The following is a 23,352-nucleotide window of genomic DNA, read 5'->3' as shown; positions in this document are numbered from 1 at the left end:
TAAGGATCGACAAGTTTGACACAGCAGAGGGCCCGGACATGGATCGCCTTGGCCAGCGGCCATAGCTTTTGAATTGATAGCTGCTCGCACAATGAGAGCAAGTGTTTGATGCCGTTTTGGTGTGCGAGACAGGGCAGGGATAGTCGCAATGCTGGGCCTGGTCGCTCCCTCCTAGCATGGCAGCATGCCGCTCCATCAGACTCCAAGCTCTCAGCGTCACCGCCTGTCCTGGCTGGCGCCGCTCTGGGGTTGTGTGCTGGGCGCTGCATGGCAGGTGACCCAGGCCAGGCTGTGGCATCTGTCGCTCTACCAGATCTTGCTGGCCTGGGGTTTGCTGACACTGCTGTTTGCATGCAGATGGCGTGGCAGACCCTGGCAGAGCTGGTGGCTGATGCTGTTGGGTACTGCCTGCTGTGTGGCGGGGGGGACGGGTTGGCGTGCACATGTTTATCTGACGCAGACCCTGCCACAGGCGCTGGAGGCGGTGGACTTGCAGGTGGAAGGCCGGATTGCCTCCATGCTGCAGAACCAGGCCAACGGCCAGCGCTGGCGTTTTGTGGTCGATAGTTCGGATGCCGGCGTGCCAAGGCTGCTGGAGCTGTCCTGGTATGGCCCGTTCGGGCAGGTGCCGGACGCCAGCCAGCCTCTCGTCCCTGACTGGGCCCAGGGCATGGCGCTGAGTCCCGGCCAGCGTTGGCGCTTCACGGTGCGCATCAAGCGCCCGCATGGCTCGCGCAATCCTCACGGCTTTGACTATGAGCTGCTGGCCTGGGAGCAAGGAGTGCAGGCCACGGGCTATGTGCGCAAGCAGCCCGCGCCCGAACTGCTGGGCGTGACAAGCCAATATCCGCTGCAGCGCTGGCGACAGGGCTTGCGCGATCGCATTCAGGGCGAGGCATTGCGCTTGCAGCGCTGGTTGCCAGGTGGCGGTGCAGAGCATGCTCAGACCGCTCTGGGCGTGGTGGCTGCGCTGGCCGTGGGCGATCAGCAGGCGATCGAGCGCAAGGACTGGACCCTGTTCCGTCAGACAGGTGTGGCGCATCTGATGAGCATATCGGGCCTGCATATCACCATGTTTGCCTGGCTGGCAGTCTTGATAGTGGGCCGTGTATGGAGGCTGAGTGCGCGCGCTTGTCGTTGGATGCCTGCCCCGCGCGCGGCCCTGGTCATGGGTGTGTTACTGGCGGCGGCCTATGCCTTGTTCAGCGGTTGGGGCCTGCCTGCGCAGCGCACGATCTGCATGCTGGCCGTAGTGGCGCTGCTTCAATGGCTGGGCGTGCGCTGGCCCTGGGCCTGTGTATGGCTGCTGGCACTGGCGGTGATTGTTGTGGCCGATCCCTGGGCGTTGTGGCAGGCTGGGTTCTGGCTCAGTTTTGTCGCCGTCGGCGTATTGCTTGCTTCCAATTCAGGGGCCGTTAGCGCTGAAGCTGCAAGCGCAAAAAGACGATTTCTCGCAAGATTGAAGGAGTTGTGGCGCGAGCAGTGGCTGATCTCCCTGGCCTTGGCACCACTGGGTCTGCTGCTGTTTGGTCAGGTGTCCGTCGTGGGCCTGCTGGCCAATCTGCTGGCCATTCCCTGGGTGACATTGGTGGTCACGCCGCTGGCCTTGCTGGCTGCCGTGCTGCCCATGGCGGCAAGCGCTGCCGCCGTCGCCATGCTGCCCTTGATGAGCCTGCTGCAGTGGCTGGCTGCGCTGCCCGGAGCCGTATGGGCCTTGCCGCAGCCTGCCTGGTGGGCCAGTGTGCTGGCGATAGCCGCCGGACTGCTGGTGATTGCGCCTTTGCCACTCAGGTTGCGGCTGGTGGCGGCCATATTTGTTTTGCCAGCCCTGTTTTGGCCTCGATCATGGCCGCGTGCGGGCGAGTTTGAACTGCTGGCGGCGGATATCGGCCAGGGCAATGCCGTCATCATCAGCACAGCCAGCCACCGTCTGCTCTATGACGCAGGGCCGCAGTACAGCCGCCAGAGCGATGCCGGCGAGCGTGTGCTCCTGCCGCTGATGGCCGCGAATGGCATGCAGATTGATGCCATGATGCTCAGTCACAGCGACAAGGATCACACCGGCGGGGCTCTGGCCGTCAAGGAGGCTCAGCCTCGCGCGAAAGTCTGGGGCTCGGACTCGGTGATTCAAGCCCCGCAACTGGCGGGCCTGGCTCCGGTTCTGCGCTGTACACAGGGGCAGCACTGGCAATGGGATGGTGTGACGTTTGAAGTGCTGCACCCGCCTGCAGGAGAGGCCTGGCTCAATGGTCGCAAGGCCAAGCCGAACTTTGGCAGTTGCGTGTTGCGCCTGCGTTCGGCCAGCGGGCGCGTGGCCCTGTTGGCCGGAGATATCGAGGCAGCGCAGGAGCAGCAACTGTTGCAAACCAGTCTGGACGAGCCTGTGGACTGGCTGCTGGTGCCTCACCATGGCAGCAAGACTTCATCGACCGAGTCCTGGGTCAACACGCTGCGGCCGCGCTGGGCGGTGGTGCAGGCGGGTTATCGGAATCGCTTCGGGCATCCGGTGGCAGCTGTGGTGCAGCGCTATCAGGCGGTGGGCAGCCAGCTGGTGGCTCAGGATCGCTGCGGCGCAGCCTACTGGAACTCTGCTCAACCTGAAAAATTGGAATGCGAGCGCTTGATTCGGGCGCATTATTGGGATGTCCATGCCGTTTCCAAGGAGCAGCCCTGAGAAACTGGCATGGAGCTTGCATTGATGCTGTACCGCTTTCGGGCGGATGCAGACATGCATGGTTGCACGCTCGTTGCCTGGCAGCTTGTCCGGTGCGGCGTCGCTAAACTGAAATCCGTGGCTTGCCTGCGTGAGCAGCGGCAAAAATAGAGAGGACAAGATGCGCACATTCGATGAGATGTATCTGAGCTTGCCCGCCGAAGGTGGTGCGGTGCGAGACCACTATCGGGACTATGCGCAGTGGCTGGGCAAACAATCGCAGGAATATCTGCGAGCGCGCAGTGCCGAGGCGGAAATCGTTTTTCGCCGCGTGGGTATCACCTTTGCCGTCTATGGCGACAAGGACGAGAGCGGCGCCGGTACGGAGCGCCTGATTCCGTTCGATTTGATCCCCCGCATCATTCCGGCCCATGAGTGGGCCAGCATGCAGGCCGGTCTGGCCCAGCGCGTGAAGGCGCTCAACTGCTTTATCCGCGATGCCTACCATGGCCAGGACATGGTGCGCGCCGGTCTGATTCCGACGGAGCTGGTGCGCGGCAACAGCCAGTACAGGCCCGAGATGGAAGGCATTCAGGTGCCCAACGATGTCTACGCCAATATCGCCGGCATAGACATCGTGCGCGCGCCCGATGAGCAGGGCAACGGCGTCTATTACGTGCTCGAAGACAATCTGCGCGTGCCATCGGGTGTTTCCTACATGCTGGAGAACCGCCGCATGACCATGCGCCTGTTCCCCGAACTTTTCGGCAAGCATGCCGTGGCACCCGTGGCCCACTATCCCGACATGCTGCTCGACACCCTGCGTGCCAGCGCACCGTCGGGCGTGCTGGAGCCCACGGTGGTGGTGCTGACGCCGGGCATGTACAACAGCGCCTATTTCGAGCATGCCTTCCTGGCCCAGCAAATGGGGGTGGAGTTGGTCGAAGGGCAGGATCTGGTGGTCGAGAAAGACGTGGTCTATATGCGCACCACCCAGGGGCTGCAGCGTGTGGACGTGATCTACCGCCGTGTGGACGATGATTTCCTCGACCCCGAAGTCTTCAGGCCCACATCGACGCTGGGCTGCAAGGGCCTGATGCGGGCCTACCGCGCAGGCAACGTCAATATCTGCAATGCCGTGGGCACGGGCCTGGCCGACGACAAATCGGTATATCCCTATGTGCCGGAGATGATCCGCTTCTATCTGGGTGAGGAGCCCATCCTGCAGAACGTGCCGACCTGGCTGTGCCGCAAGGAGGAGGACCTCAAATACGTGCTCGACCACCTGCATGAGCTGGTCGTCAAGGAGGTGCACGGTGCAGGTGGCTACGGCATGCTGATCGGGCCGGCGGCGACCAAGGCCGAGATAGAGGCTTTTCGCCGTGTGCTGGTCGGCAATCCATCGGGCTATATCGCGCAGCCCACGCTTTCCCTGTCCACCTGCCCGACCATGGTGGAAAAAGGCATAGCGCCGCGCCATATCGACCTGCGGCCCTTTGTGCTCACGGGCACCGAGGTCAATATGGTGGCCGGTGGACTCACGCGTGTGGCGCTCAAGCAGGGATCGCTGGTGGTGAATTCGTCTCAGGGCGGCGGAACCAAGGATACCTGGGTGCTGGAAGATCAAGGGGGAGCTCGCTGATGCTGTCGCATACCGCAGATCATCTTTACTGGATGTCCCGCTACACCGAGCGGGCGGAAAAAAATGCTGCAAGCATTTTTTCACCAGAATACGGCGCGCGCGTTCAGCGCGTGCGGGGTTCTCTGCCCAAGGAGGGCCTATGCTGAGTCGTACCGCCGATCATTTGTATTGGATGTCCCGCTACACCGAGCGGGCGGAGAACACCGCGCGCATGCTCAGCGTGGCCTATGAAACCGCCATGCTGCCGCAGGCCATCCATGATGCGCACCGTGGCTGGCAGAGCGTGCTGTCCATCAGCGAGCTGATCCCGGCCTTCAAGGCGCAGTTTCCCGTGGTGGATCGTGAGTCGGTGCTGCAGTTCATGGTGTCGGACGAGGCCAATCCGTCCTCCATCTTTGCCTGTCTGAAGGCTGCACGCGAGAACGCGCGTGCCGTGCGCGGTGCGCTGACCACGGAGTCCTGGGAAACGCAGAATCAGACCTGGCTGGCGCTGCAGCGCCACTTCGGCAAGGATGCCTGGAAAAAGGATCCGGCGCAGTTCTTCGAATGGGTCAAATACCGCTCACACCTGTGGCGCGGTGTGTCGCTGGGCACCATGCTCAAGGACGAGGCGCTGCACTTTGTGCGCCTGGGCACTTTTGTCGAGCGGGCCGACAACACGGCACGTTTGCTGGATGTGAAGTTCCATTCCATAGAGCGCGACTACCACGGCATGCCGCGCGGTCGCGCCCTGATGAACTTCGACTTCTATCACTGGAGCGCCTTGCTGCGCAGCGTCTCGGCCTTCGAGGTCTACCGCAAGGTCTACCGCGATGTGATCACGCCCGAACGCGTGGCCGAGCTGCTGATGCTGCGCGCCGACATGCCGCGCTCGTTGCTGGCCAGCATGCATGAGGTGGTCAAGAACCTGGAGCGCGTGGCCAACGACCATTCGCAGGAAACCACGCGCAAGGCCGGACGCTTGCTGGCCGACCTGCAATACGGTCGCATCGACGAGATACTGACCACCGGCCTGCACGCCTATCTGACGCAGTTTCTCGACCGCGTCAACGATCTGGGTTCCGGCATCAGCCGGGACTTCCTGATGCCGACCTGAGGCCGGGGTCTCCAAAGCAAAAGCGGCCCTGAGGCCGCTTTTGTCTTTCAGCGTGAAGCCGAAATTATTCGATCTCGCCCATCAGCGACTGCAGATAGTTCTGCGTGCCGACCTTGTCGATCAGGTCGAGCTGGGTTTCGAGGAAGTCGATGTGCTCTTCGGTGTCGTCCAGAATCTTCTGCAGCAGATCGCGCGAAACATAGTCGCGCACGGATTCGCAGTGTGCGATCCCGTCCTTGATGGTCTGCTGCGCCGCTTGCTCCAGGCGCAGGTCGCAGGCCAGGGCTTCCGGCACGTCCTCGCCGATCTGCAGCTTGCCCAGGTCCTGCAGATTGGGCAGGCCGTCGAGCATGAAGATGCGGTCCATCAGCGCGTCGGCATGCTTCATCTCGCCGATGGATTCCTCATATTCCTTCTTGGCCAGCTTGTCGAAGCCCCAGTGCTTGTACATGCGGTAATGCAGAAAGTACTGGTTGATGGCGGTCAGTTCGTTCTTGAGCTGGGCTTGCAGCCAGGAAATGACTTGTGCATCACCTTTCATGGGGGACTCCTTCTCGGGCAGTTGTTGTTCGCGTCGATTGTCCATGCTTTATGAGGCAAATCAAACAAAGCCCATGCCCGCGCGAATTGGCTGCATCTGATGCGCGTTCTCGTTTAGCTTACGTGCTGCCTGACTGACCTTCCTCGCAAGGTTTGACTCAGTGATGACAACAAAAGCTATGAGCGTGATTGAAGGACTATTGGCTTGAACTACCTGGTTTCGGCCCACAATAGAAAGCTGAGCTGCACAGCGGTGCGGCTTGACATCAGAAGCCGGGAATCTGGTTTGATAGGTTTTGTAAATCAATTTGATGAAATCAATCGATTGGTTTTATTAAGTGGACCGCTCTAAACTTCATCCTGTCTTCAAACACTAACCACAAGGAAACAGCAAATGTCTCTGATCAACACTCAAGTTCAACCTTTCAAGACCGAAGCCTATGTGAACCGCAACGGCAAGGGTGAATTCATCACCGTGACTGAAGAGAGCCTGAAGGGCAAGTGGTCTGTGGTGATCTTCATGCCCGCCGCCTTCACCTTCAACTGCCCCACCGAAATCGAAGACGCAGCCAACAACTACGCCGAGTTCCAGAAGGCCGGTGCCGAGGTCTACATCGTGACCACCGACACCCACTTCTCGCACAAGGTGTGGCACGAAACTTCCGACGCAGTGGGCAAGGCCAAGTTCCCCCTGGTTGGCGACCCCACACACCAGCTGACCAACGCTTTCGGCGTGCACATCCCCGAAGAAGGCCTGGCTCTGCGCGGCACCTTCGTGATCAACCCCGAAGGCGTGATCAAGACCATGGAAGTGCATTCCAACGAAATCGCTCGTGACGTGTCCGAAACCCTGCGCAAGCTCAAGGCTGCCCAGTTCACCGCCGCCAACCCCGGCCAGGTGTGCCCCGCCAAGTGGAAGGAAGGCGCCAGCACGATCACTCCTTCGCTGGATCTGGTCGGCAAGATCTAAGCCTGATACCTATCGGCTGAGCGTGCATGCGCTCTGAAAGCCGGACGACGTTCAGGCGAGTGCCGCCTGTCCGTCCGGCTTTTTTTCGCCCAGTTTTTGCTTTCATGGGCGGGCAAAGGCCTCAAAAGCACTTTGCTGCATTGCATCAACAACTCTAAATTCAAAGGAATCCACCATGCTTGACGATCAACTCAAAGCCCAACTCGCCGCCTACCTGGAACGCGTGCAGCAGCCGTTTGAGCTGGTGGCTTCTCTGGATGACAGCGAGACCAGTGCACAGATGCACGATCTGCTGAAGACCATCCAGTCCCTGCGCAGCGACAAGATTTCGCTGCGCACCGACGGCAGCGATGCCCGCAAGCCCTCGTTCACGCTGCAGCGCCAGGGCACGGCCACCCAGCTGCGTTTTGCCGGCCTGCCCCTGGGCCATGAATTCACCTCGCTGGTGCTGGCCCTGCTGTGGACGGGCGGCCATCCTCCCAAGGTGGAGCAGGATGTGATCGACCAGATCAAGGCTCTGGACGGCGACTTCAACTTCGAGGTCTATATGAGCCTGAGCTGCCACAACTGCCCCGACGTGGTTCAGGCGCTGTCGCTGATGGCGATTCTCAACCCCAAGGTCAAGACCACGGTGATCGAAGGCGGTGCCTTCCAGAAGGAAGTGACCGAGCGCGAAATCATGGCCGTGCCCATGGTGTTCATGAACGGCAGCGTGTTCGGCTCCGGTCGCATGACCATCGAAGAAATCGTGGCCAAGCTGGACACCGGTGCAGCCTCGCGTGACGCAGCCAAGCTGTCGGCCAAGGAAGCCTTCGACGTGCTGATCATCGGCGGCGGTCCTGCCGGCGCGGCAGCCGCCGTGTACGCGGCTCGCAAGGGCATTCGCACCGGCGTGGCAGCCGAGCGCTTTGGCGGCCAGGTCAACGACACACTGGCGATCGAGAACTACATCTCCGTGCTGGAAACCGACGGACCCAAGTTCGCCGCAGCCCTGGAAGCCCACACCCGTGCCTATGACGTGGACATCATGAACCTGCAGCGCGCCGAGAAGCTGATTCCCGCAGCGCAGCCCGGTGGTCTGGTGGAGGTGCAACTGGCCAATGGCGGCTCGCTCAAGGCCAAGACCGTGATCCTGTCCACCGGTGCGCGCTGGCGCAATGTGAACGTACCCGGCGAAGCCGAGTACAAGAACAAGGGCGTGGCTTACTGCCCGCACTGCGACGGTCCGCTGTTCAAGGGCAAGCGCGTCTCGGTGATCGGCGGCGGCAACTCCGGCATCGAAGCTGCGATCGACCTGGCGGGTCTGGTGGCCCATGTGACGGTGGTGGAATTTGCCGATCAGCTCAAGGCCGATGCCGTGCTGGTCAAGAAGCTGCACAGCCTGCCCAATGTGACCGTCATCACCAACGCCCAGACCACCGAGATCACGGGTGCCAACGGCAAGGTCAACGGCCTGAGCTACAAGGACCGTACAAGCGGCGCAGAGCACCATGTGGAGCTCGAAGGTGTGTTTGTGCAGATCGGCCTGGTGCCGAACACCGAATGGCTCAAGGGCACACTGGAGCTGAGCAAGTTCGGCGAAATCATGGTGGATGCCAAGGGGCAGACCAGTCTGCCCGGGGTGTTCGCCGCCGGTGACTGCACCACGGTGCCTTACAAGCAGATCGTGATCGCCGCCGGCGCCGGTGCCACTGCAGCGCTATCGGCCTTCGATCATCTGATCCGCAACTAAACGGCCTGCATCGCTTGCAAGGTAAGCGATGGTGGCTATTAAAAAAGGACTGCTTGGGCAGTCCTTTTTTCTTATGAACGGCCGCGAAGAGGGGTATGGCCGCCGGGATTGTCAGGGCTGCAGCGTTCATCGGGTCGGGACAGCCGCCTGAAAACAGGCGATGGTGCAAGCCGCAGCCTTGCGCCAAGACTCAATTCCCGGTTTTGTAACGAATTCATTTGCGGTTGAGAATTATTCGCATATACTTTCTCCATTCAGCCAGCCAATGCCGTGCCAGCTACAGGCCGCGAAGCCTCTGACGTTTCGACCTGTGGCCATTGAGGTACCAATCAGAAGCCAGCTCTTGTCCATTTCTATGAATAAAGAGGGTTTCTGGTATGGCATCCGCCACCGCTTTGCACGCCCGCGCCATGCTGGCGCCACGCTCCAATCTCCGTCCGCTGGCTCTGGCCTGCGCACTGGCCTGCGCTGCCATCTCGGTTCAGGCGCAGCAAAAGTCTTCCGAATCCATTCAAGTTGCAGCGGCCCGCACCGACCGCAACACTCCCGTGCTGCGCGATGTGGTGGTCAGTGCCTCGCGCGACGAGCAGGATGCCGACAGCCTGCCCATGACGGTGGACGTCATCGATGCCAAGCAGATGGAAGAGGAGCAGATTGGCGACATCCGCGAGCTTGCAGCCAAGCTGCCCAATGTGACCGTGCCGCGCAGTCCTGCGCGTTTCACGTTGGCCGGCTCTCCTACCGGGCGCGACCAGAACAGCGGCTTCAATATCCGCGGCCTCGAAGGCAACCGCGTACTGATGCTGGTCGATGGAGTGCGTCTGCCGCGCAGCTATACCTTCAGCGCCAATGCCTTTGGCCGTGACTATCTGGACCTGGGTCTGGTGCAGCGCGTGGAAATTCTGCGCGGTGCCGTGCCTGCGCTCTATGGCTCGGACGGCATGGGCGGTCTGGTCAACTTCATCACCGTGCAGCCCAGCGATCTGCTCAAGGACGGCAAGACCCTTGGCGGCCGGGTCTCGGCCAGCTATGACGGCTCGGACAACGGCAAGCGCCTGGGCGCAACCCTCGCGGGCAAGGCCAGCGATGAATGGAGTTGGCTGCTTTCGGCCGGTGTGGGCCGCTCCAGCGCGCTGGAGAATATGGGCAGCAATAACACCGTGGGTGCTCTGCGTACCACGCCCAATCCCGAAAAGGACAAGAGCCATTCGCTGCTGGGGCGCCTGGTCTATACGCCATCGGCCGTGCAAAAACATGTCTTCACGCTGGAAAACGTGGACAAGCGCGCCGACTACGACCTGTTGAGCGCTCGCAGCTCCACCGTCCGTGATTCGCGTGCCGAGACCACCATGAAGCGCTGGCGCGCTACCTGGCAGGGGCAGTGGCAGCAGCTGGATACGGCACTGGCCGACGAGCTCAAGCTGATGGCCAGCTATCAAAGCTCGAGCTCGCGCGAGTTCGTGACCGAAACCCGCACCCCACCGCTGGCCTATCGCGAGCGCGATGTGACCTATGACGAGGATGCGCTGCAACTGCACGCCCAGGCCGGCAAGACGCTGCGCTGGAGCAATGGTCTCAGCGGCAAGTTCAGCTATGGCGTCGACTATCTGCGCGGCAAGGTGGTCAACGAGCAGAACGGCATCACGCCGCCGGCGGGCGAGAGCTTTCCGCTCAAGCGCTTCCCCGACACCACGGAAACCTCGACCGCGCTGTTTGCCCAGGCCGAGCTGCACTATGGTGCTTTCAGCCTGACGCCCGGATTGCGGGCCGAGCACTACAGCATCAAGCCCAAGCAGCAAGGGTTTGGCGGCACAGCGGTCAGCAATTCGGACTCCGCCGTCTCCCCCAAGCTGGGCGCCATGTTCCAGATGAACGATGCCTGGTCGGTCTACGGCAACTATGCCGCCGGCTTCAGGGCGCCGAACGCAGGGCAGATCAATGCCTTCTTCGAGAACCCGTTCATGTTCTACAAGAGCATTCCCAACCCCGATCTCAAGGCGGAAAAAAGCAATACCTTCGAGCTGGGCCTGCGTGGCCGCATGAGTGCGCTGCGCCTCGATGCCGCAGTATTCACGGGCCGCTACAAGGACTTCATTCAGGATCAGGTGCAGGTTGCGGGCGAATACGGCGATCGCAACAACCCCGCGACGTTCCAGTCCGTCAATCTGAACCGCGTGCATATCAGCAGCTTCGAGCTCAAGGCCGACTATGACTGGGGCCGGTTTGCGGGCGGCAACTGGCGCACCAATGCCGCCTATGGCTACACCAAGGGTACGGACAAGAGCACCAACAAGCCGGTGGACACCATCTCGCCTCAGCAACTGGTGCTGGGCGTGCGCTATGACCGCTCGAATGTGGGCGTGCAGCTCAGCGCCTCGCACTGGGCAGGCAAAAAAGACAAGGATGCGCCTGATCTTTCCACTGGCCGCCCCTTGCTCAGCCCATCCGCGACGGTACTGGATTTGAGTGCGCAATGGCGTATCCGTCCAGGCACGCGTCTGAATGTGGGCATCTACAACCTGACCGACAAAAAGTATTCGCGCTGGGCGGATGTACGTGGCTTGAGCCGCACGACGCAGATTGCCGATGCCTTTACCCAGCCGGGCCGCAATGTGCGCGTGTCTCTGGTTCAGGACTTCTGATTTTGTAGCTGACAGCGCTTGATGGATAAGCGCTGGAGGCCTTTTTGCTCAAGAACTACGGGAGTGTGCCATGTCTGTTTTCGAGAACGCCGCCAATGCCCAAAGTGCATCTGGCAGTCGCGATGAGGAATATCTGCTCACCGAGGGCGAGGCCCAGCTGGCCACGGTGCTGGCGCTGATGACCGGTTTCAGCCAGGCCTGCTGTGCGGCGCACCGCGCGCCCATGGCTCAGAGGGTATCGACGCAACTGGCGCGCATGGCCGAAGGCCTGGACGGCTGTGAGCGCTCTGAGGGCATGCGCCACTTTCTGCAAAAGCTGGAGCAGCGTTGGGCCACGGTGGCCCGGGTGCTGGCCCAGCCTGAACCAGAGCCCGAAGCCCAGGCTTCGGCTCCCCGCTTTGACGACGAATTTTCCAACCCACAACCACATTGGCATCACAGCCCGGAGACCCTGCAATGAACGCCATCACATCCCCTGAAATCCAGACCATGACTGCGGTGCAGATCCGTGAGCAATTCGCGCAAAAGCGCGAGCAAGGCCTGCGTGCCAAGGATGCGGCCGAGGCGCTGCAGCTGAGCGAAGGCGCGGTCATCGCGGCCCATGGCGGCGAACATGACCGCACGCTCAAGGCCGTGCCGCTGCGCGCCGAATGGCTGGACATTCTTAAAGGCCTGGAAGCCTGCGGCACCGTGATGGCGCTCACGCGCAACGAATCCACCGTGCATGAAAAAGACGGTATCTACCAGAACCTCTCGGCCCAAGGCCCGGTCGGTCTGGCGCTGAGCCGCGAGATCGATCTGCGCCTGTTCTTCATGCACTGGCATGCCGGCTTTGCCGTGACCGAGGAGTCCGCCAACGGCAATCGCCCCGCCATGCGCAGCCTGCAGTTCTATGACGCCGCCGGCCGTGCCGTGCACAAGGTGTTTGCGCGCGAGGTCACGGACATGGCGGCCTGGAATGCACTGGTGGAGCGCTTTGCCGAGCCCTCCGCAGGCTATGTGTTCCGCGAGCCTGCGGCCAAGCCTGCCGTCAAGGCCGATGCCGAGATCGACGTGCCCGCGCTGACCAAGGCCTGGACCGATATGAAGGACACGCATGAGTTCTTCGAGATGCTGCGCAGGTTCGGTGCCGAGCGCCAGCAGGCCTTCCGTCTGGTGCCCCAGTACTGCGAACGCCTGAGCACCGACGCGGTCGCGCAGCTGCTGGGCGATGCGGCGGTGGACGGTGTCTCCATCATGGTGTTTGTGGGCAGCAGCGGCTGCATCCAGATCCACACCGGCCCCGTGAGCAATATCCAGCCCATGGACGGCAAGGACGGCGTGCGCTGGATCAATGTGCTGGACAAGGGCTTCAACCTCCATCTGCGCATCGACCTGATAGCCAATGTCTGGGTGGTGCAGAAACCCACCAGCGATGGCGTGGTGACCTCGGTCGAGGCCTTTGATGCCGAAGGCAACAACATGGCCATGTTCTTCGGTGAGCGCAAGCCAGGCCAGCCCGAGCTGCAAGGCTGGCGCGATCTGGTGGCCGGCCTGCCGCGCAAGACTGCAGTGGCGGAGGCCGTATGAGCACGCCAGGCATTTCCCGACGCCAGGGTCTGCACTGGCTGGGCGCGGCCGTGGCGGGTACGGCCCTGCCGACCCTGGCACAGACCGCCGCTGCCGCGCCAGGAGCGAAGCGGCTGGTGTCGCTCAGCGGCGCACTGACCGAGGTGGTCTACCTGCTCAATGCCCAGAACCTGCTGGTGGGCACTGACACCACCAGCCTGTTTCCCGAAGCAGCGCAAAAAACCGCCAAGGTCGGCTATGTGCGCCAGCTCTCGGCCGAAGGCCTGCTCTCGCTCAAGCCCGATGCGGTGATCGCAACCAGCGAGGCCGGGCCTCCTGTGGTGCTCGATCAGATCCGTCAGGCAGGCGTACGCGTATCGCTGGTTGTGGCCAGGCACAACTGGGCCGAGGTGCAGGAAAAGGTCAAGGTCGTGGGCCGCGAAACCGGCCGCATGGCCGAAGCCGACCAGCTGTTGGCCCAGCTCGAAGCGCAGTGGAGCAGCGTGCAGGCCCAGGTGGCCAAGGCCCAGCGCAAGCCGCGCGTGCTGTTTGTGCTCTCGCACAGCGGCAGTCCGCAAGTGGCGGGCAAGGGCACGGCAGCCAATGCGCTGATCCAGTACGCAGGTTGTGTCAATGTCATCGACCAGTTCGACGGCTACAAGCCCTTGACTGCCGAAGCCATGGCCAGCGCAGCGCCCGAGGTCATCATCAACACCACGCAGGGCATTGAAGCACTGGGTGGCGAGGCCGCGTTCTGGAGGCGGCCCGAGCTGGCACTGACGCCCGCCCATGCCAAGAAGGCACTGGTGACGCTGGAAGCCAGCCATTTGCTGGGCTTCGGCCCGCGCCTGCCCAGTGCCGTGCAGGCTTTGCATATGCGCGCTTTGCAGTGGGTGGCCTGAGCATGAGCGCAAGCATGGGGAGCGTGGCACCAAAGCCAGCAGTCGAGCTGCCCGTCGCATCACGTTGGCGCACTCCTGCTGGGCGGCTCAGCCGCAGCGCAGCCCTGCTGCTGGGGGCGGCTCTGGTGTTGCTGGCCATGGTGTGGGGCGCGGCCAGCGGGGCCTATGCCATTGCACCGGGGCAACTGCCCGGGATTGCCTGGGACGGGCTTCGCAGTCTTTTTGGCGCTGCCGTGGACAGCGGCCCCGAGCATCTGGTCTTTCTCAATATCCGCCTGCCGCGCCTGCTCATGGGCGTGGCTGCGGGTGCAGGACTGGGGCTGGCCGGCGCATTGATGCAGGGGCTGTTTCGCAATCCTCTGGCCGACCCCGGGCTCATCGGCGTGAGCAGCGGCGCGGCCCTGGCTGCCGGCATCACCATCGTGCTGGGCGGCCTGTATCTGCCCTGGCTGCCGCGTCATCTGGGCAGCTGGGCCCTGGTGGCCATGGCTTTTGGCGGCGGTCTGGCCGTGACCGCCGTGGTTTATGTACTGGGCCAGGTCCAGGGCACGACCCGCATCGGCCTGATGCTGCTGGCCGGCATTGCCATCAATGCGCTGGCCGGTGCCGGACTGGGCTTTCTGAGCTTTGTATCGACGGACGAGCAACTGCGCAATCTGCAGATGTGGTTGCTGGGCAGCCTGGGCGCCTCGCGCTGGAGTGCGGTGGCCCTGGTGTCGGCGGCTGTGGCCGTCAGCGCAGCGGCGGCGCTGGCGCTGGCAAGGCCGCTGAATGCGATTGCCCTGGGCGAAGCCCAGGCCAATCTGCTGGGCGTGGCCGTGGAGAAAACCAAGCGCCGCGCCGTGATGGTGGCGGCGCTGGCTGTGGGCGCCGTGACCGCGACCACGGGCATCATCGGCTTCATCGGTCTGGTCGCGCCGCACTGGGTGCGGCTGATTGCCGGTCCCGATCATCGCGTGGTGCTGCCGGGATCGGCCCTGCTGGGTGCGGCGCTGGTGGTCAGCGCCGATGCCGTGGCGCGCACCATCGTCAAGCCGGCCGAGCTGCCGCTGGGCGTGCTCACCGCGTTTATCGGCGTGCCGCTTTTCCTGGCCATGCTGCGCCAGTTCAGGAGCAAGGTATGAGTGCGCACCACAGGCTGTCCAGCCTCGAATGCCGCAATCTGGGCGTAGGCGTAGCCAAGGGGCCGCGCCTGGCGACGGTGGATGTGCGGATTCAGGCCGGGCGCTTTACCGCCATCCTCGGCCCCAACGGCGCCGGCAAGTCCACGCTGATGTCCATGCTGGTGGGCGAGCGCGCGCCGCAGTCGGGCCAGGTTCTGCTCGACGGGCTGGAGCTGTCCGGGCATGCGGTGGAGGGCCTGGCACGTCGGCGCTCCGTCATGCCCCAGGATTGCAGCGTGGCCTTTGACTTCACGGCCCAGGAGGTGGTGGAGCTGGGGCGTTATCCGCATCGTCATCAGCCCGGCTGCGGGGAGGCGCAGATTCCGGTGCAGGCCATGGAGTTGACCGGGGTTGATCATCTGGCGCAGCGCAGCATCAACACGCTGTCAGGCGGCGAGCGGGCTCGCACCCATCTGGCCAGGGCTCTGGCGCAGATCTGGCAGCCGCCCGCCGACGGCGCGGCGCGCTGGCTGCTGCTGGACGAGCCTACAGCCGCTCTCGATCTGGCTCATCAGCACCACGCCATGCGCCTGCTGCGCCAGTGGGCTGGGCAGCAGGGCGCAGGCGTGGTGGCGGTGATCCATGACCTGAACCTGGCGCTGCGCTATGCCGACGATGTGCTGGTGCTGGGCGGTGATGCCGGAGTGCATCACGGTGCGGTGCTGGATGTGCTGCAGCCTGCGCTGGTGCGCCAGGTCTGGGGCATGCAGTGCGACCCGGTGCACAGCAGCGACGGCGCGCTGCAATATATTTTTGTAGCGGATACCGCTTTGTCAGCTTGAAATTTCAGTGGACTGCATTGAATTCTGAAGCCAGTCATGCGCAGGCTGCTTCAGATTCAATAGTTCATGACTTGGCTGTCACTGGCTGTCAATGTGTATGCACGGTCAGCGCAACCAGCTTGAGCACCAGCGGCCTGACCATCATCACGCAGAAGAACGCCACCGGCATGGCCAGCGCATAGGCGCTGAACACACGACGGACGTAGCCGGCATCAAAGCCGGTATTGGCCGCCACAATGGTGCAGCACATCAGGAAGGCCATGATGCCGGCCATGAAAAACGCGAAAACAAACGGCGTGTAACGCCTGTGCAGCTTCAGTGCGGAAAGTCTGGAGGAGAAGGAGCTGGAGTATGAATTCATGGGAACGATGCTGAAAATGCATTCGGCGTCATGGCGACTTGCGTTGCTGTGTCAAAGGCTTGAGGCCGAATGCATGGATGGGAAACAGGGTTGCACTGTAAGCATCAGCGGCGGCCGGCGGTAGAGGTCCGGGACTTGTTGTACTCATAAGTAGAACTTTCGAATTCAATTGGAGATACATTCGCAGTCATGCCGAATCTGCGAGCCATAGAAACCTTTGTCAAAGCGCTGGAGGGCGGCTCCATCGCCTCGGCCGCGCGCCAACTGGGCATTTCGCCCGCCGCTGCCAGCCAGAACATCGCGCGGCTGGAGCGCGAGCTGGGCACGCGCCTGATCACCCGCACCACCCGGTCCATGGCCTTGACCGAGGCCGGCGAGAGCTATCTGGCGCGCGTCGCTCCGGTGCTCGACGAGCTCGAAAAGGCCCAGTCCGATCTCTCGCTGATTCATGGAGAGCTGCAAGGCCGCCTGCGCATTGCCTGCATGGCAGCCTTCGGCCGCCATGTGCTGGCGCCGCTGCTGCCGGCGTTTGCCGCGCTGCATCCGCGACTGGAGCTGGAGCTCTTGATCACGGACCGGCATGTGGATGTGCTCAAGGAGGATGTGGACATCAGCGTGCGCTACCGCGATGTGCTGGAGCCCGGCATGTCGGTACGGCTGCTGGCCTCGGTGCCGCGCATTCTGTGTGCCTCGCCGCAGTACCTGCAGCAGCATGGCCGACCGCAGTCGGCACAGGATCTGCTCGAGCATCCCTGTTTGCTGTATCGGCGCGAGCGTGACGGCCGGCTCATGCGCTGGCCCTTTCTGCGCGATGGCCAGCGCACCGATCCGCAGCAGAAAATTGCGGCCATAGGCAGCGATATCGATGCTCTGGTGGAGTTCGCCGCTGCCGGTGGCGGCATCGCCTGGGCCGGCAGCTTCATCGTCCATGAGGAGGTGCGCAAGGGGCGGCTGGTGCCTCTGGCACTCAAGCCGGCGCGCAAGGGCCAGTTGCAGTTCGAGGATGCTCCGCTGGACTTCTTCGCCTGCTTCAAGGACCGTAAATATGTGCCGGCCAAGGTTCGCGCCCTGGTGGACTATCTGCTGAAGGAGCTGCCGCAGCAGCCCGTCCTGCGTTGAGCGAGGACACTGCGTGGCGCCTGCATTGCCCGTAGTTCTTGACGCAGGCGCGGGCTAAAGGCGCGGGCTAAGTAAGGGCGGCCGAGCAAGAGCCGCCTCGCAGCGAGGGCTGCGTCCCCTTAGGGAAGCGGCGAAGCCGCTCAGGGGAGGCTTAATGTCCCAGATGCTGCGGCAGCACTTCCTGCAAGATGGTGGTGGCAATCTCTTCGATTGACTTGGTGGTGCTGGACAGCCACTCGATGCCGCTTCTGCGCATCATGGCCTCGGCCTCGGCTACCTCGTAGCGGCAGTTGGGCAGGCTGGCGTACTTGGAGTCGGGGCGGCGTTCGTTGCGGATGCTGGACAGGCGCTCGGGCTGAATCGTCAGGCCAAACAGCTTTTTGCGGTAGGGCTCCAGCGCGGGCGGCAACTGCTTGCGCTCGAAGTCTTCGGGAATCAGCGGGTAGTTGGCCACCTTGAGGCCAAACTGCATGGCCAGGTACAGGCTGGTTGGCGTCTTGCCCGAGCGGCTCACGCCCACCAGAATCACGTCGGCGCCGCTCAGGTCGGCATGGGTCTGACCGTCGTCATGGGCCAGCGTGTAGTTGATGGCCTCCATGCGCTCCAGATATTCCTTGCTCTCGCTGATGTCGGCAAAGCGGCCCACGCGGTGCAGCGACTTCTGGCCCAGTTCCACCTCCAGCGGGCGTACAAAGGTGCCGAACATGTCGAACAGCTTGCCCTTGCAGTTGGCTTCAAGGAATTCCAGCATCTCCTGATTGACCAGGGTGGTGAAGATGATGGGCTTTCTCTTCTCCACCTCGGCCACATGGTTGATCTGGCGCACGGCCTGATGAATCTTGTCCATGGAGTCCACAAAGGGGATGCGAATCAGCCTCGGCTTGCTCTCGAACTGGGCCATGATGGCCGTGCCAAAGGTCTCGGCCGTGATGCCTGTGCCGTCAGAAATGACAAAAATTGTATGGGTATGCATGGTGCGCGCAGTTATTAGGTGGGACCTGTGCAAGCAATGCCATGTCCCGGACTCTGAATCTGGTTTGAGCCACGCGACGCTCGCCGGCTCAGCCTACAATGGCGCCCATTATTCCCAAATTCAAGCCCATGCTCGTTGACGGTCGACATCCAGAACAGCAAAGCACTGCACTCCAGCAGCATGGGTTCGCGTGCCCTGGCCATTCAGCCCAGAGCCGCCTGCGTACCGGTTTTTAACTTTGGAGCTTCCCATGTCTCAACTGTTCGAAGCGACCGCTCTGGTCGTTCCGTTTGAAAAACTGAGAATGTCTGATGTCGAGTCCGTAGGCGGCAAGAACGCCTCGCTCGGCGAAATGATCTCGCAACTGCCCCAGGGCGTGCGCGTGCCCACCGGCTTTGCCACCACGGCTCATGCATTCCGCGAGTTCCTGGCCTTTGAAGGTCTGGCTGGCAAGATCTCGGCCAAGCTGGCCGCTCTGGACGTGGACGATGTCCGCGCTCTAGCCGCTGTGGGCGCGGAAATCCGCGCCATGGTGGAGAGCCAGCCGTTCCCTGCCGATCTGGAGCAGGCCATTCGTGAGGAATTTGTCCGCCTGCAAGGCGGCAATGCCGAGGCATCGTTTGCCGTGCGCTCTTCCGCCACGGCAGAAGACCTGCCCGATGCATCGTTTGCCGGCCAGCAGGAAACCTTCCTGAACGTGGTGGGCATCGAAGACGTGCTGCACAAGATGAAGGAAGTGTTCGCGTCGCTGTACAACGACCGCGCCATCTCCTACCGCGTGCACAAGGGCTTCGAGCACGATGTGGTGGCACTGTCCGCTGGCGTGCAGCGCATGGTGCGCTCCGACAAGGGCGCTGCCGGCGTGATGTTCACCATCGACACCGAATCCGGTTTCGAGGAAGTGGTCTTCATCACCTCCAGCTACGGCCTGGGCGAGACCGTGGTGCAGGGCGCCGTGAACCCCGACGAGTTCTATGTGCACAAGCCCATGCTCAAGGCTGGCAACAAGGCGCTGATCCGCCGCAATCTGGGCTCCAAGCTGATCCAGATGATCTTTGCCACGCCCGAGGAAAAGGCTGCAGACGGCAAGCTGGTCAAGACCACCGATGTGGCCCACGAACTGCGCAACCGCTATTCGCTGACCGACGAGGAAGTGCAGCAACTGGCGCATTACGCTCTGGTGATCGAGCAGCACTACGGCCGCCCCATGGATATCGAATGGGGCAAGGACGGCACCGACGGCCAGCTCTACATCCTGCAGGCGCGTCCCGAAACCGTGAAGAGCCAGGCCAAGGGCCAGGCCGAGCTGCGCTACAAGCTCAAGGGCACAGGCACCGTGCTGGCCGAAGGCCGCGCCATCGGCCAGAAGATCGGCACCGGCCCCGTGCGCCTGGTGTCCGACATCTCGCAGATGGATCAGGTGCAGGCCGGCGACGTGCTGGTGACCGACATGACCGACCCCAACTGGGAGCCCGTCATGAAGAAGGCTTCGGCCATCGTCACCAACCGCGGTGGCCGTACCTGCCACGCCGCCATCATTGCGCGCGAGCTGGGCATCCCTGCCGTTGTGGGCTGCGGCAACGCGACCGATCTGCTCAAGGCCGAAACACTGGTCACCGTGTCCTGCGCGGAAGGCGATACCGGCAAGATCTATGATGGCCTGCTGGAAACCGAAGTGACCGAGGTCAAGCGTGGCGAGATGCCCAGCATCCCCACCAAGATCATGATGAACGTGGGCAACCCCCAGCTGGCTTTCGACTTTGCCCAGCTGCCCAATGAAGGCGTGGGTCTGGCCCGTCTGGAATTCATCATCAACAACAACATCGGCGTGCACCCCAAGGCCATCCTGGACTACCCCGCCGTTGACGCCGACCTGAAGAAGGCGGTCGAGTCCGTGGCGCGTGGCCATGCTTCGCCCCGTGCCTTCTACGTGGACAAGGTGACCGAAGGTGTGGCAACGATTGCCGCTGCCTTCTGGCCCAAGCCCGTGATCGTGCGCATGTCGGACTTCAAGTCCAACGAATACCGCAAGCTGATCGGCGGCAGCCGTTATGAGCCCGAGGAAGAGAACCCCATGCTGGGCTTCCGTGGTGCCGCGCGCTACATCTCGGCCGAGTTCGGCGAGGCCTTCAAGATGGAATGCGAAGCCCTGCTCCGTGTGCGCGAGGACATGGGCTTGACCAACGTCAAGATCATGATCCCCTTCGTGCGCACGCTGGGCCAGGCCAAGCGCGTGACCGAGTTGCTGGCCGAGAACGGCCTCAAGCGCGGCGAGAACGGCCTGCAGCTGATCATGATGTGCGAAGTGCCCTCCAACGCAGTCCTTGCCGAAGAGTTCCTCGAGTACTTCGACGGCTTCTCCGTGGGCTCCAACGACCTGACCCAGCTGACCCTGGGCCTGGACCGCGACTCGGGCCTGGAGCTGCTGGCCGCCGACTTCGACGAGCGCGACCCCGCCGTCAAGAAGCTGCTGGCTCGTGCCATCAAGGCCTGCCGCGACCAGAACAAGTATGTGGGCATCTGCGGCCAAGGCCCTTCGGACCACCCCGACTTTGCCAAGTGGCTGGCCGACGAAGGCATCTCGTCCATCTCTCTGAACCCTGACAGCGTGGTCTCCACCTGGCAGAAGCTGGCTGAGTAAGCCTTGCGCATCGGCATGCAGACGCATCACGCGCCCGTGCATGACGATGCTGTGTCGGATGCTCCGCGACAGGCATTCGATGCTTTGGGCAATCCGGTGGAAGTCACCTTCCCGCCGGATCTGCACGATACCTACCACCTGAGACTCAAGGCCTTGCTGCTGACGGTCTGGGTGGTATTTTCATTTGGCATCTGCTACTTTGCGCGCGATATCCAGGCGCTGGTGCCCGACTGGCCCGTGGCCTACTGGATGGCGGCCCAAGGGGCGGTCCTGATGTTCCTGCTCATCATCGTGGTCTATTGTGTGGCCATGGATTATTTTGAACGCCAGCAGGCGCGTGACGAGGCGCGCAAAGCGGCTGAGGCTCACGACGCCTCCTCTGCCGCTTCCGATCTTCATGCCTGAGCGGCCAGTTCTGAGCCGTGCCTATCACTGGCGGCTGCATCGCATCCTGTTTCTCTATGTGCTGGGAACGGCAGGCTTTCTGCTGACCATGCTCTGGGCCGAGGAGCGCGGGCTCTCTCGCCACTGGATCGGGCCCATCTTCCTGTTCTCCACGGTGATGGTGTACGCGGCCATCGGCGTGTATTCGCGCACCAGCGATGCCGAGGAGTATTTCGTCGCCGGCCGGCGCATTCCGCCTTTCTACAACGGCATGGCGGCCGCTGCCGACTGGATGAGCGCAGCCTCCTTCATCAGCCTCTCCGGTGCGCTTTATCTGCAAGGCTTTTCGGGAACCGGCACGCAGCCCGGCGGACTGGCCTATGTCCTGGGATGGACGGGCGGGTTCTGTCTGGTCGGCATGCTGATTGCCCCCTATCTGCGGGCCATGAATCTCTATACCGTGCCGGATTTCTTCCAGGCGCGCTATGGCGGACGTTGGCCGCGCATTATTGCTGCGCTGGCGGCCATCACCTGTTCCTTCACCTATGTGGTGGCGCAGATCTATGGCGTGGGCCTGATTGCTGCGCGACTGACCGGCGTGCAGTTCGAGATCGGCATCATGCTGGGGCTGGGCGGCGTGCTGCTGTGCTCGTTCCTCGGCGGCATGCGGGCGATCACCTGGACCCAGGTGGCGCAATATGTGGTGATCCTGCTGGCCTTCATGCTGCCTGTCTCCTGGCTGGCCTACAAACAGCTGGGCAACCCCTGGGCGCAGTTGGCCTATAGCCAGCAACTGGGCAAGATCGGCGCCATGGAGCAGCAGTTGCTTTCCTCAGAGGCCGAGCAGTCGGTGCTGGAGGCCTATCGCACCCGTGCTCAGGTGCTGCAGGCCAAGCTGCGCGATGTGCCCAATGTGCTGGCGGCCGAACGCCAGGCACTGAGCGAGCATATCCGCGAGCTGCGCACCAGCAGCGGCAATATCGGCGCCATCATGGCCGCCAGCCGGGAGCTGGCCGCCATGCCCAAGGACGAGGCGGCGGCGCGCGAGCTCTGGAGCCGTGAGTTGCACGAGGCCTATGAGCGGGCCAAGCCGCTGGGCGGCATGCCGCTGCAAAGCCAGCCTTTCGCGGGGGATCCGGATGGCTCTCCGGCCGAGCGGCAGGCCTATGAGGAAAGTCGGCGCAATTTCCTGGCGCTGATGTTCTGCTTGATGGTCGGCACGGCCGGGCTGCCGCACTTGCTCACGCGCTATTTCACGGTTCCCTCGGTGTCTGCCGCACGTACCTCCGTGGCCTGGTCGCTGTTCTTCATCGGGTTGCTGTATCTGGGGGCGCCAGCCTTGGCCGTACTGGTGAAGTACGAGGTCATGAGCAATCTCGTTGGCACGCATTTCGATGCCTTGCCGAACTGGATAGCGCAGTGGTCAAGGGTGGATGCCTCGCTGCTGTCGGTGGAGGACATCAACGGCGATGGCATTTTGCAGTTCGCCGAAATCCGCATGGGGGCCGACCTCATCATGCTGGCCACTCCAGAACTCGGTGGGATGCCTTATGTGCTCTCCGGGCTGGTGGCTGCGGGCGGGCTGGCGGCGGCCCTGTCCACGGCCGACGGTCTGCTGCTGACCATCAGCAATGCCCTGGTGCGGGATCTCTATTTCCAGGAGCGCCAGCGCCTGGATACGCGCAAGCGCCGCATCTCGCCTGAACAGCGCGTGATTCTTTCCAAATTCGCATTGCTGCTGGTGGCCCTGTCGGCGGCGTTTGTGGCGGCGCGGCGCTCTTCGGACATTCTTCCCATGGTCTCTGCCTCCTTCTCTCTGGCGGGCTCGGCTTTGGTGCCGGCCATGGTGCTGGGCATCTTCTGGCGTGGCACCACGCGTCGTGGTGCGGTGGCCGGCATGCTGCTGGGCCTGGCCGTGACGCTTTACTACATGGCCTCGCACGTTCCGGGCCTGCAAGGGGTGCTGCCATCGGTCCTCCGTGGCGAAGCGCTGTGGTGGGGTATTCAGCCCATCTCGGCCGGAGTGTTTGGCGTGCCGGTGGGCTTGGCCACCACATTGCTCGTCAGCTGGTGGGAGCAGCGGCGGGCGAGAGTTTGAAAAACTCTTGATTGGATGGCCTTCAGCGATCTTTTGGGTCGGGTTCGAGGCAGTTTTCTGCTGAATATCCGCCGTGAACTGATCTGGAGCATGGGCGGACCAGGCT

General features: G+C 62.6%; 19 protein-coding genes. 16 read left to right on the top strand and 3 right to left on the bottom strand.

Going from position 1 to position 23,352, the window contains the following annotated elements:
* The first annotated feature begins 184 nt into the window (after positions 1–184).
* The 4 genes from ACWGXF_RS00185 (at position 185) to ACWGXF_RS00170 (ending at position 5,391) form a co-directional block, all read left to right on the top strand.
* Entirely contained in the window at positions 185–2,674 is a 2,490-nt protein-coding gene (locus ACWGXF_RS00185) for a DNA internalization-related competence protein ComEC/Rec2 (RefSeq protein WP_427772664.1), read from the top strand.
* Between the two features lie 160 nt (positions 2,675–2,834).
* The gene (locus ACWGXF_RS00180) at positions 2,835–4,295 is read left to right on the top strand and encodes a circularly permuted type 2 ATP-grasp protein (protein WP_041743952.1); all 1,461 of its coding nucleotides are present in this window, start codon (positions 2,835–2,837) and stop codon (positions 4,293–4,295) included.
* Entirely contained in the window at positions 4,295–4,441 is a 147-nt protein-coding gene (locus ACWGXF_RS00175; protein WP_080692907.1) for an alpha-E domain-containing protein, read from the top strand. The genes ACWGXF_RS00180 and ACWGXF_RS00175 overlap by 1 nt, the downstream gene beginning before the upstream one ends.
* On the top strand, positions 4,435–5,391 hold the full coding sequence (locus ACWGXF_RS00170; protein ID WP_003057653.1) for an alpha-E domain-containing protein: 957 nt from the start codon (positions 4,435–4,437) through the stop codon (positions 5,389–5,391). Before ACWGXF_RS00175 ends, ACWGXF_RS00170 begins: the two co-directional genes overlap by 7 nt.
* 64 nt (positions 5,392–5,455) lie before the next feature.
* On the opposite strand, the gene bfr is transcribed toward ACWGXF_RS00170, so the two are convergent.
* Positions 5,456–5,932 carry a bacterioferritin gene (bfr, locus tag ACWGXF_RS00165; protein ID WP_012837398.1) on the bottom strand — a complete coding sequence of 159 codons (477 nt, stop codon included), beginning with the start codon at positions 5,930–5,932 and terminating at the stop codon, positions 5,456–5,458.
* Positions 5,933–6,325: 393 nt separating this feature from the next.
* Here bfr and ahpC point away from each other — a divergent pair, with 393 nt between their 5' ends.
* The 8 genes from ahpC (at position 6,326) to ACWGXF_RS00125 (ending at position 15,670) form a co-directional block, all read left to right on the top strand.
* Positions 6,326–6,901: an alkyl hydroperoxide reductase subunit C gene (gene ahpC, locus ACWGXF_RS00160; RefSeq protein ID WP_003057651.1), complete on the top strand. Its 576-nt coding sequence runs from the start codon at positions 6,326–6,328 to the stop codon at positions 6,899–6,901.
* Positions 6,902–7,076: 175 nt separating this feature from the next.
* Positions 7,077–8,633: an alkyl hydroperoxide reductase subunit F gene (gene ahpF / locus ACWGXF_RS00155; protein ID WP_054073624.1), complete on the top strand. Its 1,557-nt coding sequence runs from the start codon at positions 7,077–7,079 to the stop codon at positions 8,631–8,633.
* A gap of 377 nt (positions 8,634–9,010) precedes the next feature.
* Entirely contained in the window at positions 9,011–11,275 is a 2,265-nt protein-coding gene (locus tag ACWGXF_RS00150; RefSeq protein ID WP_452101620.1) for a TonB-dependent hemoglobin/transferrin/lactoferrin family receptor, read from the top strand.
* Between the two features lie 70 nt (positions 11,276–11,345).
* Complete coding sequence (locus tag ACWGXF_RS00145; protein WP_039049886.1) at positions 11,346–11,735, top strand: hypothetical protein; 390 nt, start codon at positions 11,346–11,348, stop codon at positions 11,733–11,735.
* The gene (locus tag ACWGXF_RS00140; RefSeq protein WP_256629941.1) at positions 11,732–12,844 is read left to right on the top strand and encodes a hemin-degrading factor; all 1,113 of its coding nucleotides are present in this window, start codon (positions 11,732–11,734) and stop codon (positions 12,842–12,844) included. Before ACWGXF_RS00145 ends, ACWGXF_RS00140 begins: the two co-directional genes overlap by 4 nt.
* Positions 12,841–13,725, top strand: coding sequence for a heme/hemin ABC transporter substrate-binding protein (locus ACWGXF_RS00135; protein ID WP_256629942.1), 885 nt, complete (start codon positions 12,841–12,843; stop codon positions 13,723–13,725). Before ACWGXF_RS00140 ends, ACWGXF_RS00135 begins: the two co-directional genes overlap by 4 nt.
* A 14-nt stretch (positions 13,726–13,739) precedes the next feature.
* Positions 13,740–14,849, top strand: a complete 1,110-nt coding sequence (locus tag ACWGXF_RS00130) for a FecCD family ABC transporter permease (protein ID WP_003070649.1) — start codon at positions 13,740–13,742, stop codon at positions 14,847–14,849.
* A complete protein-coding gene (locus ACWGXF_RS00125; RefSeq protein ID WP_256629943.1) occupies positions 14,846–15,670 on the top strand; it encodes a heme ABC transporter ATP-binding protein in 825 nt (274 codons plus the stop codon). Before ACWGXF_RS00130 ends, ACWGXF_RS00125 begins: the two co-directional genes overlap by 4 nt.
* Before the next feature lie 88 nt (positions 15,671–15,758).
* Here the strand turns inward: ACWGXF_RS00125 and ACWGXF_RS00120 are convergent, their stop codons facing one another.
* Entirely contained in the window at positions 15,759–16,031 is a 273-nt protein-coding gene (locus tag ACWGXF_RS00120) for a DUF2798 domain-containing protein (RefSeq protein ID WP_003070654.1), read from the bottom strand.
* A 189-nt stretch (positions 16,032–16,220) separates the two neighbouring features.
* On the opposite strand from ACWGXF_RS00120, the gene ACWGXF_RS00115 reads away from it, so the two are divergent.
* Positions 16,221–17,150: a LysR family transcriptional regulator gene (locus tag ACWGXF_RS00115; protein WP_256629944.1), complete on the top strand. Its 930-nt coding sequence runs from the start codon at positions 16,221–16,223 to the stop codon at positions 17,148–17,150.
* A 151-nt stretch (positions 17,151–17,301) separates the two neighbouring features.
* Here the strand turns inward: ACWGXF_RS00115 and ppsR are convergent, their stop codons facing one another.
* Positions 17,302–18,123, bottom strand: coding sequence for a posphoenolpyruvate synthetase regulatory kinase/phosphorylase PpsR (gene ppsR, locus ACWGXF_RS00110; RefSeq protein ID WP_003057637.1), 822 nt, complete (start codon positions 18,121–18,123; stop codon positions 17,302–17,304).
* Positions 18,124–18,373: 250 nt separating this feature from the next.
* Between ppsR and ppsA the strand changes: the two genes are divergently transcribed.
* Genes ppsA through ACWGXF_RS00095 form a run of 3 tightly spaced genes read left to right on the top strand, consistent with a single transcriptional unit; the run spans position 18,374 to position 23,246 of the window.
* Complete coding sequence (ppsA, locus tag ACWGXF_RS00105) at positions 18,374–20,764, top strand: phosphoenolpyruvate synthase (RefSeq protein ID WP_012837405.1); 2,391 nt, start codon at positions 18,374–18,376, stop codon at positions 20,762–20,764.
* A gap of 15 nt (positions 20,765–20,779) precedes the next feature.
* Complete coding sequence (locus tag ACWGXF_RS00100; protein WP_034349047.1) at positions 20,780–21,169, top strand: DUF4212 domain-containing protein; 390 nt, start codon at positions 20,780–20,782, stop codon at positions 21,167–21,169.
* Entirely contained in the window at positions 21,162–23,246 is a 2,085-nt protein-coding gene (locus ACWGXF_RS00095; RefSeq protein ID WP_012837406.1) for a VC_2705 family sodium/solute symporter, read from the top strand. The genes ACWGXF_RS00100 and ACWGXF_RS00095 overlap by 8 nt, the downstream gene beginning before the upstream one ends.
* Positions 23,247–23,352 lie beyond the last annotated feature (106 nt).

The organism is Comamonas sp. HJ-2 (assembly GCF_053615495.1).
The sequence above is the reverse complement of the archived record's forward strand: the minus strand, read 5'-3'. Positions and strand labels throughout refer to the sequence as shown.

What these genes read in the sequence shown, in the direction of transcription:
- ACWGXF_RS00185 (WP_427772664.1), top strand. Translation starts at nt 185, where the DNA reads ATGCCGCTCCATCAGACTCCAAGCTCTCAGCGTCACCGCCTGTCCTGG.
- ACWGXF_RS00180 (WP_041743952.1), top strand. Translation starts at nt 2,835, where the DNA reads ATGCGCACATTCGATGAGATGTATCTGAGCTTGCCCGCCGAAGGTGGT.
- ACWGXF_RS00175 (WP_080692907.1), top strand. Translation starts at nt 4,295, where the DNA reads ATGCTGTCGCATACCGCAGATCATCTTTACTGGATGTCCCGCTACACC.
- ACWGXF_RS00170 (WP_003057653.1), top strand. Translation starts at nt 4,435, where the DNA reads ATGCTGAGTCGTACCGCCGATCATTTGTATTGGATGTCCCGCTACACC.
- bfr (WP_012837398.1), bottom strand. Translation starts at nt 5,932, where the DNA reads ATGAAAGGTGATGCACAAGTCATTTCCTGGCTGCAAGCCCAGCTCAAG.
- ahpC (WP_003057651.1), top strand. Translation starts at nt 6,326, where the DNA reads ATGTCTCTGATCAACACTCAAGTTCAACCTTTCAAGACCGAAGCCTAT.
- ahpF (WP_054073624.1), top strand. Translation starts at nt 7,077, where the DNA reads ATGCTTGACGATCAACTCAAAGCCCAACTCGCCGCCTACCTGGAACGC.
- ACWGXF_RS00150 (WP_452101620.1), top strand. Translation starts at nt 9,011, where the DNA reads ATGGCATCCGCCACCGCTTTGCACGCCCGCGCCATGCTGGCGCCACGC.
- ACWGXF_RS00145 (WP_039049886.1), top strand. Translation starts at nt 11,346, where the DNA reads ATGTCTGTTTTCGAGAACGCCGCCAATGCCCAAAGTGCATCTGGCAGT.
- ACWGXF_RS00140 (WP_256629941.1), top strand. Translation starts at nt 11,732, where the DNA reads ATGAACGCCATCACATCCCCTGAAATCCAGACCATGACTGCGGTGCAG.
- ACWGXF_RS00135 (WP_256629942.1), top strand. Translation starts at nt 12,841, where the DNA reads ATGAGCACGCCAGGCATTTCCCGACGCCAGGGTCTGCACTGGCTGGGC.
- ACWGXF_RS00130 (WP_003070649.1), top strand. Translation starts at nt 13,740, where the DNA reads ATGGGGAGCGTGGCACCAAAGCCAGCAGTCGAGCTGCCCGTCGCATCA.
- ACWGXF_RS00125 (WP_256629943.1), top strand. Translation starts at nt 14,846, where the DNA reads ATGAGTGCGCACCACAGGCTGTCCAGCCTCGAATGCCGCAATCTGGGC.
- ACWGXF_RS00120 (WP_003070654.1), bottom strand. Translation starts at nt 16,031, where the DNA reads ATGAATTCATACTCCAGCTCCTTCTCCTCCAGACTTTCCGCACTGAAG.
- ACWGXF_RS00115 (WP_256629944.1), top strand. Translation starts at nt 16,221, where the DNA reads ATGCCGAATCTGCGAGCCATAGAAACCTTTGTCAAAGCGCTGGAGGGC.
- ppsR (WP_003057637.1), bottom strand. Translation starts at nt 18,123, where the DNA reads ATGCATACCCATACAATTTTTGTCATTTCTGACGGCACAGGCATCACG.
- ppsA (WP_012837405.1), top strand. Translation starts at nt 18,374, where the DNA reads ATGTCTCAACTGTTCGAAGCGACCGCTCTGGTCGTTCCGTTTGAAAAA.
- ACWGXF_RS00100 (WP_034349047.1), top strand. Translation starts at nt 20,780, where the DNA reads ATGCAGACGCATCACGCGCCCGTGCATGACGATGCTGTGTCGGATGCT.
- ACWGXF_RS00095 (WP_012837406.1), top strand. Translation starts at nt 21,162, where the DNA reads ATGCCTGAGCGGCCAGTTCTGAGCCGTGCCTATCACTGGCGGCTGCAT.